General features: G+C 73.6%; 14 protein-coding genes. 1 reads left to right on the top strand and 13 read right to left on the bottom strand.

The window, feature by feature from the left end; translation table 11 throughout:
• From JYK18_RS26250 to JYK18_RS26190, 13 genes are all read right to left on the bottom strand, one after another.
• Positions 1-1,299 carry a UDP-glucose/GDP-mannose dehydrogenase family protein gene (locus JYK18_RS26250; RefSeq protein WP_206806148.1) on the bottom strand — a complete coding sequence of 433 codons (1,299 nt, stop codon included), beginning with the start codon at positions 1,297-1,299 and terminating at the stop codon, positions 1-3.
• A complete protein-coding gene (locus tag JYK18_RS26245; protein WP_206806147.1) occupies positions 1,292-2,227 on the bottom strand; it encodes a glycosyltransferase family 9 protein in 936 nt (311 codons plus the stop codon). Before JYK18_RS26245 ends, JYK18_RS26250 begins: the two co-directional genes overlap by 8 nt.
• Entirely contained in the window at positions 2,224-2,910 is a 687-nt protein-coding gene (locus tag JYK18_RS26240; protein ID WP_206806146.1) for an SDR family oxidoreductase, read from the bottom strand. Before JYK18_RS26240 ends, JYK18_RS26245 begins: the two co-directional genes overlap by 4 nt.
• Positions 2,911-2,930: 20 nt before the next feature.
• Positions 2,931-4,307: a PfkB family carbohydrate kinase gene (locus tag JYK18_RS26235; protein WP_206806145.1), complete on the bottom strand. Its 1,377-nt coding sequence runs from the start codon at positions 4,305-4,307 to the stop codon at positions 2,931-2,933.
• The gene (locus JYK18_RS26230; RefSeq protein ID WP_206806144.1) at positions 4,304-4,876 is read right to left on the bottom strand and encodes an SIS domain-containing protein; all 573 of its coding nucleotides are present in this window, start codon (positions 4,874-4,876) and stop codon (positions 4,304-4,306) included. The genes JYK18_RS26235 and JYK18_RS26230 overlap by 4 nt, the downstream gene beginning before the upstream one ends.
• Positions 4,873-5,910 (bottom strand): glycosyltransferase family 9 protein, encoded by a 1,038-nt coding sequence (locus tag JYK18_RS26225; protein ID WP_206806143.1) that lies wholly within the window; start codon positions 5,908-5,910, stop codon positions 4,873-4,875. The genes JYK18_RS26230 and JYK18_RS26225 overlap by 4 nt, the downstream gene beginning before the upstream one ends.
• A complete protein-coding gene (locus tag JYK18_RS26220) occupies positions 5,907-7,367 on the bottom strand; it encodes an HAD-IIIA family hydrolase (protein WP_206806142.1) in 1,461 nt (486 codons plus the stop codon). Before JYK18_RS26220 ends, JYK18_RS26225 begins: the two co-directional genes overlap by 4 nt.
• Positions 7,364-8,986, bottom strand: coding sequence for a carbamoyltransferase C-terminal domain-containing protein (locus tag JYK18_RS26215; protein WP_206806141.1), 1,623 nt, complete (start codon positions 8,984-8,986; stop codon positions 7,364-7,366). The genes JYK18_RS26220 and JYK18_RS26215 overlap by 4 nt, the downstream gene beginning before the upstream one ends.
• Before the next feature lie 71 nt (positions 8,987-9,057).
• Positions 9,058-10,266, bottom strand: a complete 1,209-nt coding sequence (locus JYK18_RS26210) for a glycosyltransferase (protein ID WP_206806140.1) — start codon at positions 10,264-10,266, stop codon at positions 9,058-9,060.
• Between the two features lie 22 nt (positions 10,267-10,288).
• The gene (locus JYK18_RS26205) at positions 10,289-11,251 is read right to left on the bottom strand and encodes a glycosyltransferase (RefSeq protein WP_206806139.1); all 963 of its coding nucleotides are present in this window, start codon (positions 11,249-11,251) and stop codon (positions 10,289-10,291) included.
• Between the two features lie 65 nt (positions 11,252-11,316).
• On the bottom strand, positions 11,317-12,204 hold the full coding sequence (locus tag JYK18_RS26200) for a glycosyltransferase family 2 protein (protein ID WP_206806138.1): 888 nt from the start codon (positions 12,202-12,204) through the stop codon (positions 11,317-11,319).
• Complete coding sequence (locus tag JYK18_RS26195) at positions 12,201-13,028, bottom strand: glycosyltransferase family 2 protein (RefSeq protein WP_206806137.1); 828 nt, start codon at positions 13,026-13,028, stop codon at positions 12,201-12,203. The genes JYK18_RS26200 and JYK18_RS26195 overlap by 4 nt, the downstream gene beginning before the upstream one ends.
• Positions 13,025-13,900, bottom strand: coding sequence for a polysaccharide pyruvyl transferase family protein (locus JYK18_RS26190; protein WP_206806136.1), 876 nt, complete (start codon positions 13,898-13,900; stop codon positions 13,025-13,027). The genes JYK18_RS26195 and JYK18_RS26190 overlap by 4 nt, the downstream gene beginning before the upstream one ends.
• Positions 13,901-13,941: 41 nt before the next feature.
• On the opposite strand from JYK18_RS26190, the gene JYK18_RS26185 reads away from it, so the two are divergent.
• Positions 13,942-14,901, top strand: coding sequence for an NAD-dependent epimerase/dehydratase family protein (locus tag JYK18_RS26185; RefSeq protein ID WP_206806135.1), 960 nt, complete (start codon positions 13,942-13,944; stop codon positions 14,899-14,901).
• Positions 14,902-14,917 lie beyond the last annotated feature (16 nt).

Here is a 14,917-nt window from a genome sequence, read left to right as displayed (position 1 = left end):
TCATCCGATCGGGACGCCGAGGCCCCGGCAGGTGAACCCGTGCCCCGCCAGGCGTTCGGCGTCCAGCAGGTTCCGGGTGTCGACCACCGCGGGGCGCTCGGCGAGCTGGGCCAGCTGCGCCCAGTCCAGTTCGCGGAACTCGGGCCATTCGGTGAGCACCACCAGTGCGGCGGCGTCCTTGGCCACCAGCAACGGGTCGTCCACCACGTGCACGTCGGCGAGCGGGCCGCCCCTGGCCGCGGGCACCGCGGGGTCGTACCCGGTCAGCACCGCGCCCCGCGCGGCGAGCCGGGCGGCGATCGCCAGTGCCGGTGAATCCCGCAGATCGTCGGTGCCCGCCTTGAAGGTCAGGCCGAGCAGGCCGATCCTGGCGCCGGCCGGTGAGCCGTAGGGCGAGCCGGTGAGCAGTTCCTGGACCTTGCCGACGATCCGCTCGTGCTGGGCGGTGTTGGTGCGCTCGGCGGCCCGCAGCAACCCGAACCGCAGGCCGCGGTCGCTCGCGGACCGCCGCAGCGCCGCCACGTCCTTCGGCAGGCAGGACCCGCCCCAGCCGGGGCCGGGCCGCAGGAAGGCCGGGCCGATCCGGTCGTCGAGCCCCATCGTCGTGGTCACCTGCCGGACGTCCGCGCCGACCTGTTCGCACAGCTCGGCCAGTTCGTTGGCGTAGGACAGCTTCAACGCGAGAAAGGCGTTGCTGGCGTACTTCCCGAGTTCGGCGCTCGCCGCGTTGGTGCGGATCACCGGGGCGTCCAGCGCGGTGTACAACGCCGCCACCCGGTCCAGTCCCTGGTCGCCGCCGAGCACGATCCGGTCGGGTTCGAGGAAGTCCCGCACGGCGAACCCCTCGCGCAGGAACTCGGGATTGCTCACCGCCGGGAGGTCGTCGCGGCCGGTCAGCTCGGGCACGCGGGCGGTGGTGCCCACCGGCACGGTCGACTTGAGCACCAGCACGGTACCGGGCGCGAGCCGCGCGCCCAGGTCCCGCAGCGCCGACTCCAGCGCGCTCAGGTCCGCTTCGCCCCGCTCCCCCATCGGCGTCGGCACGCAGACGAAGACGACTTCGGCGTCCCGCAGTCCGGCGGCCGAGGTGGTGAACCGCAGCCGCCCGGTGCCGAGTCCCTCGGCGACCAGCTCGGCCAGGCCGGGTTCGCTGATCGGCACCTCACCGCGGCCCAGTTTGTCCACTTTGGACTCGTCGATCTCCGTGCAGGTCACCCGGTGCCCCAGGTGGGCCAGGCAGGCGGCGGTGGTCAGGCCGACGTACCCGGCCCCGACCACCCCGACCGGACGCTCAGCCATCACGCACACCTCCCAGTGCCAGCCGGGCGGCCGACACCACGTCGGGGACCTCGATCCGCAGCAGGCCGGGGTCCGGGCGGGCGGCGAACGGGTCGCCGGTGGTGCCCGGCCAGAGCACGACGTGCTCCGGCCGGCCGGGTGGTGGCCCCCACCGCGACGGCGGCGTGGGCCCGAACAGCAGGACCGAGGCGGTGCCGCGGGCGGTGGCCAGGTGCGCCACCCCGGTGTCCCCGCAGACCAGCAGGCACGCCTCGGAAACCAGGGCGGTCAGCGTCCGGAGATCGGTCCGCCCGGCGAAAACCGCGCCGGGGCCGAGCCCGGCGCCCGCGGCCACTTCCTCGGCCAGCTCCCGCTCCGCCGCCGAACCGGTGATCACCACGCGCCACCCGGTCGCCGCCAATTCCCTGGCGACGGCGGAAAACCGCGCGGCGGGCCAGCGCCGGGCAGCGAAGGCGGCCCCCGGGTGCACCACCACCGCGCCGGGGGCCGGGCTCGGTTCGCCGGGTCGCGCGATGCCCAGTTCGTCAGGGTCCGCGTCGATCCCGTAGTGGGCCAGCAACCGGCACCAGCGCACCCGTTCCGGCTGGTCTTCGATCCACTGTGGACCTTGGTGGTGCGGGAAGGCGGGGTGGGCGTGGGTCAGCACCGGTGCGCCCTCAGCCACCGCGTCGAGATCCGCGAGGCTTTCCGGCCCGCTGCCGTGCAGGTTGACCAGCACCGAAGGACGCTCGGGCGGGGCACGCAACGCGCCGAGCCCCGACGTCGGCAGCACCTCGTCCACGACCTCGGAAAGCAGGTCGCGGAACTGTTCGGGCGCGGCCAGCGTGATCCGTTCGCCGGGGAACGCGCGCCGCAGCCCGCGCAGCGCGGGCACGGCGACCAGCAGATCCCCGAGCCCGAGCGCGCGCAGCACCAGTACCCCGCTCATGGCCAGGAGGATTCTTCGTCCGAGCAGACCACGAGCTCACGCACCTGAGAGCCGGCCGGCTGGCTCAGCGCGAACACCACGGTCCTGGCCACGTCCTCCGGCCGGTTCAGCTTCGCGTCCGCCGGTGGTTTGTACCGGTCCTCCCTGGCGTCGAAGAAGGCGGTGTGCATGCCGCCGGGCACCAGCAGGGTGACCCCGACCCGGCCGGCCGTCTCCGCGGCCAGCGCCCTGGTGAAGCCGACCACGCCGAACTTCCCGGCGCAGTAGGCGGTGGCGTCGCTGACCGCCTTGATGCCGAGGGTGGAGGCGCAGGTGACCACCGAACCCCGCGAGCGCTCGAGGTGCGGCAGGGCGGCCCGCACCACGGCGGCGGTGCCGAACAGGTTGACCCGGACCACGTTCTCCCAGGTGTCCACCGGCACCGAGGTCAGCGTGCCCGGCACGTCCACGCCCGCCGCGGTGAACACCGCGTCGAGCCCACCCGCTTCCTCGGCGAGCCGGTGCACCGCCGCGGTGGTCGCCTCGGTGTCGGTCACGTCGACCCGCTCGTGCGGCACGCCGCTCGCGGGCGGATCGCGGTCGAGCACCACCGGGGAGCCACCGGCTTCCCGCACCGCTTCGACCGTGGCGGCACCGAGTCCGGAGGCGCCGCCGGAGATCAGTACCGTGCCCAGCTCTGTCATGTTCCTCCTTCGCACAACGCTCATCGGGCGACCAGGCGGCTGGTCGAGTAGCCGTCCAGCACCGGCACCAGCACGACTTCGCCGCCGTGCCGCCGGACCACCCCGGCCTCGGGCAGGTCCGGCCCGGCGTAGTCGCCGCCCTTGACCCACACGTCCGGGGCGAGCCGGTCGAGCACCCGTTCCGGGGTGTCCTCGCCGAACACCACCACCGCGTCGACCGCGGCGAGGCCGTTCAGCAGCCGGGCCCGGTCGGGCGCGGCCAGGATCGGCCGGGTCTCGCCCTTCAGGCGCCGGACGGATTCGTCGGAGTTCAGGCAGACGACCAGCGCGTCCCCCAGCGAGCGGGCGTGTTCCAGCAAGGTCAGGTGGCCGGGGTGCAGCAGGTCGAAGCAGCCGCCGGTGGCCACCAGCTTCCCGCCGCGGGCCCGGACCTTCGCCGCCAGCGCGAACGCCGACTGCCCGGCGGCTTCCAAGGCCCCGCGCGGCAGGGGTGGTTGTTCGGAGAGCGAGCCCGCCGCACCCGCCGCGACGAACCGGGCCGCCGCCTCGACCGCGATGTCCACGGCTTCGGCGGTGTCGGCGCCGTCGTGCAGCGCGGCCGCCGCGGCGCTGGAGAACCGGTCGCCCGCGCCGCAGGTGTCCGGCCGCGAACCGGCGGAGACGCGGCACCCGTCGGGCACCACGGTCATCCGGGTCTGCTCGGCGTCGGCGAGCACCGCGCCGTCGGCGCCCAGCGTCACCGCGACAGCGGCACAGCCCCAGGTCATCCGCAGGGTCCGGGCCAGCTCGTCGGGCGGTCCCTGGCCACCGGCGAACCGCGCGGCCTCGCTGTCGTTGGGCGTGACCAGCCTGCTGCCGCGCACCGGCGGGGCACCGCGGGGGTGCGGGTCCCACACCAGCGGCACCCGGCGGGCCGCTTCGGCGAGCAGGCGGCGGATCATCGCGTTGGCCGCGACGCCCCGGCCGTAGTCGGCGACCAGCACCCCGGACGCACTCCGCAGCAGTTCGGTGGCGCCGGCGTGGGACCGGACGTCGGCCAGCCGCCCGTCGCCCTCGTCGAGGCGGACGATCGGCTGACCACCCGCGCGGATCCGCTTCTTGCTCGGAGTGCCGCCCGCCAGCGGCAGGGCGAGCACGTCGACCTCGGTGCCCAGCAACGCCCGCAGCCGCTCGCCCGCCTCGTCGTCACCGAGCGCGGTGAGCAGCACGACCTCCGGCGCCGAGCGCGCGGCGAGCTTGGCGGCCAGGCCCGCGCCCCCGGGGCGCTGCCACTCGCGCACCACGTCCACCACCGGGACCGGGGCGTCGGGGCACAACCGGTCCGCGGTGCCGTCCACGTCGACGTCGAGCAGCGCGTCGCCGACGACGACCAGCGGACCTCGTCCGGCGGGGCTCACGCGACCATGCCTTCCACGCCGATGGCCCGGTCGAAGACCGCGCAGAGGGTGTGCACGATCGCCAGGTGCGCCTCCTGCACGGTCGCGGTGGACTCGGCTTCGACGGCGATGGTGTCGTCGCACAACGCGGCCAGGTTGTTCGGCAGCGGGCCGGTCATCGCCCAGGTGGTCAAGCCCTCCTCGTGCGCGACCTTCGCGGCGGCGCAGACGTTCTGGCTGCGGCCGCTGGTGGACAGCAGCACCAGCACGTCCCCGGCGCGGCCGTGGGCCTGCACCTGGCGGGCGAACAGTTCCTGCTCGCCGTAGTCGTTGACGATCGCGGTACCGGCGGAGGTGTCCGCGTGCAGCGCGATCGCCGAGAACGGCGGCCGGTCGTGCAGGTACCGGCCGACCAGTTCGCCGGTCAGGTGCTGGGCTTCCGCGGCGCTGCCGCCGTTTCCCGCGGCCAGCAGCCGCCCGCCGGACCCCAGCACGGTGGCGAGGTGCCGTCCCCACCGGTCGATCGTCGGGGCGGCCGAACCCAGCCGCCCCAGCGCTTCACTGAGCGCCGTGAAATGTTCCGTGATCACGCTGCACCTCCCGTTTGCTCCAGTTCCACCGAAGTGAGCCGCCGCACCGCGTTCAGCACCTCGTCCACGCCCACCCGGTCCAGGCACGGGTGGCCGGGCACCGGGCACTGCCTCGCCCGGCTGCCGCGGCAGGCCGCGTCCTGGTCGCCCAGCAGCACCACGGGCACGCCGTAGGGCGCCCAGCGGGCGGCGGGCACCACCGGGGCGAACAGCGAGACCACCGGCGTGCCCACGGCGGCGGCGAGGTGGGCGGGTCCGGTGTTGGGCGCCACCACCACCGCCGCCCCGGCCAGCACCGCGGCCAGCCCGGCCAGTCCGGTGCGGCCGGTCAGGTCCAGCGCACCGGGGCAGGCGATCCGCCGGGTCAGTTCCCGGTCACCGGGCGCGCCGGTGAGCACCACCCGGTGCCCGTGCTCGACCAGCAACCGGACCGCCGCCGCGTACCGGTCCACGCCCCATTCCCTGGCGGGCGCGGACGCGGCGGGGTGCACGACCACGTAACCGGGTTCGCCGGTGAGCGCGGAAACGTCGGGCAGTGGACCGGTGATCGCCAGCCCCCCGTCGTCACCGGCGGGCAGCCGGAATCCGGCGGCCTCGGCCAGCGACAGCGCCCGCTCCGCTTCGGGCGGATCACCGTCGACCCGGTGCCGCAGATCGAGCAGCGCGCCCGGGTAGTCCTCGCTGATCGCACCGATCCACCGCACCCCGGCTTCCCGCAGGGCCAGTGCCATCGGCAACGGCGACTGGTGGAACGAGGTCAGCACGAGGGCGCGATCCGGGGCCAGCGCGTGGATCCGGTCGCGGAACGCGGCCATGCCCGCCGCGGTGACCTCGGGCGGTTCCGGGTCGATCCACGGCGCGCACCACTCCAGCACGCGGTCCACGCCGGGCAGCAGCTCCGCCGCCGCCCGGCCACGTGGTCCCGCCAGGAACGTCACCTCGCCGGCACCGGCCGCCACGGCGCGGACCGCGGGCCCGGCCAGCAGCACGTCACCGAGGTTGTCCGACCGGACCACCAGCACGTGCCCGCTCACGAGAAGACCAATTCGACGGCGTCGTCCACGGTTTCCGCGACCTGGGCGTACCGGCGCGCGTGCTCGATCTCCTCGGGCTTGGTCTTCTCGGTCGGCACCAGGATCGCCCGCGCGCCCGCCGACAGCGCCGCGCGCACGTCCGAGCCGATGTCACCGATGACCACGCACCGCCCGACCGGCACGTCCAGTTCCCGCGCGGCCTGTTCGACCAGGCCCGGCTGGGGTTTGCGGCACCCGCACGCGTCGGCGTCGCGGTGCACGCAGACCTGCCAGGTGTCGAACGGGCCGAGCAGTTCGTCCACTTTGGAGTTCACCGCGGTCAGTTGCTCGGGGGTGATCAGCCCGTGCGAAACCCCCGACTGGTTGCTCACCACACCGACGCGGACACCGCGCGAACGCAGGCGCCGCAACGCTTCCTCGACACCGGGCAGGGGTTTGACCTGATCCGCGTCGGCGAGGTAGGGCACGTCGGTGATCAGCGTGTCGTCGCGGTCGAACAGCACCGCGGCGGGCGGGCGAGCCGAGCGCACGCGGAGTTCCCCGGCCAGCCGGTACGCCGACGCGGCCGGCGGGATGAGCACGCTCGTCACCAGCATGCGCGCGAGTTCGTCGGCCGTCTTCGGCCCCGGCAGGATCCGGCGCGCGGCGAACTCGAGGGTCAACCCCAGCCAGGCTCCGGCGGCGAACTTGGCCAACGGGTGCTTCGCCACCGCCAGGCCGAGCGCCGCGGCGGCGCTCGCGGTGGTCAGCGCGTGCCTGCCGATGCGCCCGGGCCCTTCGCCGGTGTCGGTGCGCCAGTTGCGCCCGAACTTCGCGCGCATCAAGGCGTTGTCGGCGTTCCCGCGTTGCGCGCGCACGCTGGCGAAGAAGTCGGCGCGGCGGGCGGGGTGGATCGCGACCCGGCCCCCCATCGCGAGCCGGTGGCCCGCCCGCTCCGCGCGCAGGGCGAGATCGGCGTCTTCCCGGAAGGCGCGGGGGAAGCGTTCGTCGAAACCGCCCACGGCGACCAGCACCCGGCGGCGGTAGGCCATGTCGGCGGTGATCCAGCGGGCAGTGGCGAGTCCGGCCGTGCCGCGCTCGTCGTCGGTGGGGCGGCGGTCCGGTGGCAGGGGCACGTGAATCCGTCCCTGCGAGGCGTCGACGTCGTCCCGCAGATCCTCGGCCAGGAGCTTCCGCCAGTCGTGGGGCACGCGGACGTCGTCGTCGAGGAAGGCGATCCATTCGGTGTTCGCCGCCTGCCAGCCCAGGTTCCGCGCACCCGCCGGGCCGCGGCCGCCGCTGCGCAGCACGCGGACCGGCAAGGTCAGCTGCGGCAGTTCGAGTTCCTCACCGCCGGGCCGGTCGTCGACCACGATGATCTCCGCGGGCGCCGGGCCGTCCCCGTGGTCGAGCCCGCCGAGCAGGGTGTGCAGGGTCGGCCGTCCGGTGGTCGGCACCACCACGGTGTACTCGGTCATGACCGCCTCCGCACCACGAAGGGGCCGATGGCCAGCAGGTCGACCGGGCTGGAGCCGAAGCATTCGAGTGCGTCGCGCGGGTCGTCGACCATCGGGCGGCCCGCGGTGTTCAGGCTGGTGTTGACCACCACCGGCAGGCCGGTGCGCTCGGCGAACCCGCGCAACATCTTGGCCAGCAACGGCTTTTCCTCGGCGGCCACGGTCTGGATGCGGGCGGTACCGTCCACATGGGTCACCGCCGGGATCCGGTCCGTCCACTCGGGAGCGACCCGGTGCACGAAGAGCATGTACGGGCTGGGCAGCGGACCACCACCGAAGATCTCGGCCGCCCGCTCGGCGAGCACCATCGGCGCCACCGGCCGGAACTGCTCACGGCCCTTGACGTCGTTGAGGCGCTCCAGGTTCTCCTTGTGCCCGGGGTGCGCGAGCAGGGAACGGTGCCCCAGCGCCCTCGGCCCGAATTCGGCGCGGCCTTGGAACCAGGCGACAACCCGGTTGTCCGCCAAGGCTTCGGCGACGGTGTCCGCCACGTCGTCCGGGCGTTCGTACCGCACCCCGGCGCGATCGAGCCAGCCCCGCAGTTCCTCGTCGGTCCAGCCGCGGCCGAGGTCGGCACCGGGCATGGGCTCGATCGGTTCACCCGCTTCCGCGGCGAGGTGCAGTGCCGCGCCGAGGGCGGTGCCCGAATCACCGGATGCCGGTTGCACCCAGATCTCCTCGAACGGCCCTTCGTTGTGCAGACGGCTGTTCGCCACGCAGTTGAGCGCGGTGCCGCCGGCCAGCGTCAGCCTGCTCTGCCCGGTCTGCTCGTGCAGCCACCGCGCCAGTTCGAGCAGCACGTCTTCGAGTCGCTTTTGGACGGTCGCGGCCAGATCGGCGTGCTCCTGCTCGAACCCGCCGCTCCGGTAGGGCGCGAACGCGGTCCAGTCGACCGGCTCGGTGCGGAAGCCGCCGTCGCCGGTGACGTGCACCAGTTCCCGGAACTCGCGTTCGAAGCGCGGCCTGCCGTAAGAGGCCAGCGCCATCACCTTGTACTCGTCACTGGACCGGGCGAAGCCGAGGTGCTCGGTGAGGTCCTCGTAGAGCAGTCCCAGCGAGTGGGGCAGCGCTTGGGTGGCCCATTCCAGCAGTTTGCCGTCGCGGTATTCCCCAGCCAGGTAGGAAATGTTCTCGCCACGGCCGTCGGCCACCATGACCGCCGAATCCCGGAATGGTGCGGCGAGCCCGGTCGAGGCCGCGTGGGCGACGTGGTGACGGACGAACCGGACGATATCCGGGTCGAGTCCCGGCAACGCGCTTTTCAGGAAATGCGGGGCCCGGCGCGCATAGGTGGTGCGCAATTCCTCCCACGCCGGATCCAGGCTACCGCCGTCGGGTTCGACCAGCGAGGGGTCGTAGGAATACCCGACCGCGTCCAGTTCGGACACGTCGATGCCGCCCTGCTCCAGGCACCACCGCGCGGCCTGTTCCGGTTGCTCCCAGGCGGAGAACGGCACCGGCCGCTTGCCGTGCTTGCGGCGGCTGAACCGTTCTTCCTCCGCCGCGGCCACCACCCGGCCGTCGATCACGAGGGCCGCCGCGGGGTCGTGGAACACGGCATTGATCCCGAGAATCCGCATCCGGTCACACCTCCGTGAATCGTGCCTGGCTCTTTCCTTACCGCTACCCGGTCAGCGCCGGGCGAAACGCTTCACCGCGCCGAACCCGCCGCCATCGGCGCGGTCACCCGCGCGGAAAGCACGTTCGCGTAGACGCGGCTCGTGTCCGCGGCGACGCGATCCCAGGAATACCGCGCACCGGCCCGGTCCACCGCCGCCGCGGAGAAACCGTCGCGCGCGCCCGGATCGGCCAGCAGTTCGCGGAGCTTCGCCGCCAGCGGGCCCGGTTGCCGCGGTGGGACCAGCGCCCCGGTGACCCCGTCGACCACGGTGTCGCTCAGCCCGCCGACCGCCGCGGCCACCACCGGCACCCCGCAGGCCATCGCCTCCAGCGGCACGATCCCGAACGGCTCGTACCACGGGGTGCAGACCACCAGGTCGGCCGAGCGCAGCAACGCGGGCATGTCCTCGCGGGACACCGCGCCCCGCAGGTGCACGCGGTCCGCCACGCCCATCCGCTCCGCGAACCAGCGCAGCCGCGCGGCCTCCCGCTCCTGCCCGTTCTCGCCGCCGGCGATCACCAGTTCGGTGTCCGGCACCCCGCGCAACGCCGCGATCGCGGTGGAGAAACCCTTGCGCGGCACCAATCTGCCCACGGCCACCAGGCGGTGCCGAGCGCCCTTCTCCTCGGCGGGCCCGGTGGGGACGAACCGGCTCAGGTCCACCCCGCACGGCACCACCGAGATCGCCGACCGGGGCACGCCCATCCGGATCAGCTCGAACACCTCGTCCGAACAGGTCGCCGCGATCCGCGCCACGTGCTTGCCCACCATGCGCTCGATCTGGAGCCGGTCCGGCGGGCTGGTGTCCGCCTCGCCCTGGTGCCGCCGCTTCACCACGCCGAGCGCGTGGAAGGTCTGGACCACCGGGACGCCGGCGGACTTCGCCGCCAGCACCGAGGCCAGCCCCGACATCCAGAAGTGCGCGTGGACCACGTCCGGCGGTTCGGCCAGCCAGTCCTGTTCCAGGCGCAACGCGAACTCGTTCATGTGCGGCAGGAGTTCGTCCTTCGGCACCGGCCGGGCCGGACCCGCTGTCACGTGCCGCACGGTGAACCCGGCCGAGGTGAGCACCTCGCCGGGTTGGTCCGGATCATCCCGCCGGGTGTGCACGGTGACGCGATGTCCCGCCCTGACCAGCGCGGCCGAAAGCTCGGCCACGTGCAGGTTCTGCCCGCCCGCGTCCACCCCGCCCAGTGCCGCCAGCGGGTTGGCGTGCTCCGAGACCATCGCGATCCTCATCGGCTACCTCCTGCGGAATCGGTCATGCCATCAAGCGGCCGAACAGCGTGTCCCAGTTGTGCAGGAACGCCTCGAGCCCGTGGTGTGCCAGCGCGTGCTCGCGCGCGGCCTTCCCGGCGGCCCGCGCCAGCCCGGGATCGTCGATCAGTTGCCGGATCGCCGTGGTCAGCGCGCCGACGTCGGTGGCGACGAAGCCCGCCTCCTTCGGCACGGTCACCGCGGCTTCGGTGGTCGCCAGCGCCACCACCGGCATGCCCAGGTGCATGGCCTCGATCAGGGACAGGCCCAGCGAGGTCCACCGCGCGGTGTGCAGGTAGAGGCGCCGCGTCGCCAGTTCCCGGTGCAGGTCGGCGAGCGGCAGGTCACCGATCGGCCGGAGCCGCTCCCCGTCCACCCCGGTGTGCTCGTTGATCCCGGCCAGTCCCATGCCGAACAGGTCGACCGGCGCGGCCCGGCAGAACGCGGGCAGCAGATCGGTGCCGGTGCGCCTGCCGCGGCGCCGGGGTTCGTTGATCACCACGGCCGCGCGTTCGGTGGCCCCGGTGTACTGCTCGCCGGGATCGGGCACGCCGTGCGGGATGACCATCACCGGCGCCTGGCCGGAATCCCAGATCAGCTGGTTGAAGTGGGTGACGTGGACGATCGGGATCTCGCTCTGGTCCGCCAGCGGGTGCCGGGTGTCCGGCACGCCGCCCAGCGGGGTGTTGTGCTCGACGAAAACCGCGGGCACGTCCCGGCCGGGGCGGCGGCCGAGCAACCGCTCCGCGCGCTCGATCTCCTCCGGCCGTTGCAGGACGACCAGGTCCAATTCGGAGTCGGCGAGTTCCGCTTCGTCCGCTTCGACCACGTTGTCCGGCCAAGGCCGGTCCGCCCGGCCGAGGCCCCACGGACCGCCTTCGGGCCGCACCGGCAACACGTAGGTGTGCCGGCCTCGGACGAACGCGTCCATCCACGAACCGTGAACATGCCAGGCGAGCACTTTCATGGTGAAGGAGTTGACGGCCCCGGGTGGACTAAACACCGAATCGGCCAATTGCTTTGCGTGCGTGGTCAGCCGACGTAGCGCCGGGCCACCGAAGCCCGCTGCGACTCCTCCAGGTCGACCAGCCCGGCCTCGACCGCCGCGGGGACCACCCGTCGCGACCGGAGGACCCAGGGCAGGCCGCGAAGCGCCGCCACGACCGCACCGGCGGTGTACCGGTCACGCGGGGCCGAGCCGAGCACGGTCCGCGTGCGCCGCCACGCGCTGCGCACCGGACGCCGCAACCACAGTGTCCACAACGTATTGCGGATCCCGAGCTGCCTTCGCCGCCGGGGGTCCCGCGCCGTCGACGGGGCGTGGTGCACCACCACGTCCTCGGCCCAGCACATCCACCAGCCCGCCGCGGCGAGGTCGAGCGCGAGCAGTTCCTCCTCACCGCCGAACCACATCCGCCGGGAGAAGCCGCCGACTTCTTCGAACGCGCTCACCCGGAACATCGACAGCCCGGCCATCACGCCGAGCAACGCCGGGCCGGGCAGCCAGTCCGGGCCGCGCACCGGGGAGTACCGCAGTTCCGGGGTGATCGGGTCCTCGGTGAGCTCCGGTTCGACCAGGCAGCGCCCGGTCACCGAGGCCAGGCCGGGGTGCGCGTCGAGCAGCTCCGCCGCCCTGGTCAGCGCCCCGGGTTGCCAGCGGGTGTCGTCGTCGCAGAACGCCACGTACGGCGTGGTGATCCGGCTCACCGCGAGGTTGCGGCCGAGCGCGCCGAGGTTGCGCTCGGCGCGGATCAGTTCGACCCCGGGGAAGCGTTCGCGGGCCAGGTCCGCGGTTCCGTCGGTGGAACCGTTGTCCACCACCACGATCGGCGCGGCATCGGGCAAAGCGGTCATCTGCGTCAAGGTTCGCCGCAGCTCCGCGCACCGGTCACGGGTGATGATCACCACGGTCGTCCTCATCGGTCTCCCTCCAGCAGCCGGACTCGGGCTTCCACTTCCCGGGGCAGCCGCCGCCGTCGCCGCCAAACCCCCGGCAGCCGCCGCGCGGCCCCGGCGAGGGCGCGTGGCGAGGTGGAAACCGTTGCGGCCAGGCAGTTTCGCGGGTTCCGGCGGAGCCAGCTGATCAACAGGTTGTTGCGTTCCTCCAGCCGCCGTCGACGCTCGGCGGGCATGCGCGACGGCGACGGGTGGTGGTGCGCCACGATCTCCTCGACGTAGCACAGCTGCCAGCCGCGGGCGGCGAGGTCGTAGGACAGCAGCTTCTCCTCCGCGCCGAAGTGGAGCAGCGGGTCGAAGCCACCACAGTCCGAATAGGACTGAACGCGCACGAGCGCCGAGCAGGCCAGGAACCCCAGTACCGAGGGGCCCGGGGCACCCGGGTCCCGGCCGAGCGGGCTGCGCGCCATCAGTTCCACCACCGGATCGGGCCGGTTCTCCGGCCCCACCAACGTTTTCCCGGCGATCAGGCCGAGCCGGGGGTGCCGGTCGAACAACTGCTCCGCCTTGGCCAGCGCGTCCGGTGCCCACCACGAATCGTCGTCGCTGAACGCGACGTACGGCGTGCGCGCGGCCGCGACACCGAGGTTCCGCGCCGACGCACCGAGGTTCCGCGGCAGGGCGAGCAATCGCGCGCCCGCCGCGCGGGCCACTTCGGCGGAGTCGTCGGTCGACGCGTTGTCCACCACGATGACCGGCGGCGGCGGTCGCAGCGCGGCGAGTTCGCGCAGGGTTCGCGCCAGTTCGCCGGCCCGGTTGCGGGTCGCGATCACCACGGTCGTCTTCATGACCGCTCCCGCAGGCCGCTCACGAGTTCGTCCAGCACCGCGGCCTCCGGCGGGCGGCGGCGCGCCACCACCCGGCCGCGCTCGGACAGGCACCACGCCCACCAGTGGTCCAGCGCGCCGGGTTCGACCGCCGACTCGGCCCCGACCAGTGCGGGCCAGCCCAGTACGCGGGCCTGTGCGGACACCTTGCCCCCGCCAGCCACCGGATCGACCGCCAGCACCGGGATCCCGGCCCGCAGGCCGAACACCAGTCCGTGCAGCCGGGTGGTGACCAGCGCGTCCAGCCGGGACACCAGCGAGGCGAACTGGTCCGGCGTCGCGCAGTTACGCCAGTCCCGGGTGTCGAGCCGGGTGTCCAGCGGCAACCGCGCGCAGTCCAGCGTGGTCAGCCACTCCCCCAGCGCCGCGTGCACCACGTCGTGCCGCCGCTTCCCGCCGTACTCGCGCTGCCCGGGAGCCAGCGCCACGCCGATCACCGGGGTGTGGTCGGTGCCCACGTGCCACGCCAGATCCGGCCGCGCACCACCGGGCTCGTCGCGGGCGAACACCCGGTGGAACCCGGTCACCGCCGGATCGTCCGGATTGAGCACCGACACCCCGGCGGCGATGCGGCGGCAGTCCGGGAACCGCTCGTGCAGCCGCCGCACCTGGGGGCCGTGTGCCGGTCCGCAGACGAAGACCACATCGGAGTACCGCGCCGGGTCGGCGTCCTCCAGCCGCAGCCCGTCGGGCCGGAACACCGGGCTCCACGCGGTCTCGGTGTCGATCCCGGCGCCGGCCAGCGCGGCCCGCACCGAGCGGAGGCTCAACACGTCACCGGCGGTGGCCTCCCCGTCCACGAAACTCGGCCACCCCGTCAGCAGAACGCGCATGCCCCCGCATACCCGGCCGCTCGCCGGGTACACCCCGGGACATGGACTGGAACTTCGCCAGTGCGGTGGTGACCGGGGGCGCCGGCTTCGTCGGCTCGCACCTGTGCGAACGCCTGCTCTCCCTGGGCACCAAGGTGGTCTGCGTGGACAACTTCGCCACCGGTGCCCGCGAAAACCTCTGGGAACTGCTGGACACACCGGGGTTCAGCCTGGTCGAAGCCGACGTCACCACCTGGCCCGCCGATCCGCCCGGCGACGTCGACCTGGTCTTCCACCTGGCGAGCCCCGCCTCGCCGCGGGACTACCTCCGCCTGCCCTTCGAGACGCTGGCGGCGGGGTCCACCGGCACGGCGTGGGCGCTCGACCTGGCCCGCCGCCACGACGCCCGGTTCCTGCTCGCCTCGACCAGCGAGGTCTACGGCGACCCCGGGCAGCACCCCCAGCGCGAGGACTACTGGGGCAACGTCAACCCGATCGGCCCGCGCAGCGTGTACGACGAAGCGAAGCGCTACGCCGAGGCGTACACGGCGGCCGCGCGACGCGAATGGCAGGCGGACACCACCATCGCCCGCATCTTCAACACCTACGGCCCCCGCATGCGCGCCGAGGACGGCCGGATGATCCCCGCGTTCGCCGGGCAGGCGCTGCGCGGGGAACCGCTGACCGTGGCCGGATCGGGCGAGCAGACGCGGTCGATCTGCTACGTCGACGACACGGTGACCGGCCTGCTGGCCCTCGCCGCGAGCACGCACCCCGGCCCGGTCAACATCGGCAACCCGCACGAGCTGACCGTGCTGGAGATCGCCGAGGAGATCCGCCGGCTGACCGGGACCCGCGCCCCGATCCGCCACATCCCCGCGGCCGAGGACGACCCGCGGCGGCGGTGCCCGGACATCGGCCTGGCCCGCGCGGAACTCGGCTGGGCACCCGAGATCACCTCGGCCGACGGGCTGGCCCGCACCCTTCGCTGGTTCGGCGGGCCGGCCAGCCGGTCGGCCTGAAGGCAGGTGAGCAAGC

This window comes from Amycolatopsis sp. 195334CR, assembly GCF_017309385.1.
Classification (GTDB): Bacteria; Actinomycetota; Actinomycetes; order Mycobacteriales; family Pseudonocardiaceae; genus Amycolatopsis.
Note: the sequence above shows the minus strand (reverse complement) of the source record. Positions and strands in the feature narration are given on the sequence as shown.

Excerpts from the sequence above, each read along its gene's own strand:
- JYK18_RS26195 (WP_206806137.1), bottom strand. The coding sequence starts at position 13,028 with ATGAAGACGACCGTGGTGATCGCGACCCGCAACCGGGCCGGCGAACTG.
- JYK18_RS26220 (WP_206806142.1), bottom strand. The coding sequence starts at position 7,367 with ATGACCGAGTACACCGTGGTGGTGCCGACCACCGGACGGCCGACCCTG.
- JYK18_RS26185 (WP_206806135.1), top strand. The coding sequence starts at position 13,942 with ATGGACTGGAACTTCGCCAGTGCGGTGGTGACCGGGGGCGCCGGCTTC.
- JYK18_RS26245 (WP_206806147.1), bottom strand. The coding sequence starts at position 2,227 with ATGAGCGGGGTACTGGTGCTGCGCGCGCTCGGGCTCGGGGATCTGCTG.
- JYK18_RS26215 (WP_206806141.1), bottom strand. The coding sequence starts at position 8,986 with ATGCGGATTCTCGGGATCAATGCCGTGTTCCACGACCCCGCGGCGGCC.
- JYK18_RS26240 (WP_206806146.1), bottom strand. The coding sequence starts at position 2,910 with ATGACAGAGCTGGGCACGGTACTGATCTCCGGCGGCGCCTCCGGACTC.
- JYK18_RS26250 (WP_206806148.1), bottom strand. The coding sequence starts at position 1,299 with ATGGCTGAGCGTCCGGTCGGGGTGGTCGGGGCCGGGTACGTCGGCCTG.
- JYK18_RS26200 (WP_206806138.1), bottom strand. The coding sequence starts at position 12,204 with ATGAGGACGACCGTGGTGATCATCACCCGTGACCGGTGCGCGGAGCTG.
- JYK18_RS26210 (WP_206806140.1), bottom strand. The coding sequence starts at position 10,266 with ATGAGGATCGCGATGGTCTCGGAGCACGCCAACCCGCTGGCGGCACTG.
- JYK18_RS26205 (WP_206806139.1), bottom strand. The coding sequence starts at position 11,251 with ATGAAAGTGCTCGCCTGGCATGTTCACGGTTCGTGGATGGACGCGTTC.
- JYK18_RS26190 (WP_206806136.1), bottom strand. The coding sequence starts at position 13,900 with ATGCGCGTTCTGCTGACGGGGTGGCCGAGTTTCGTGGACGGGGAGGCC.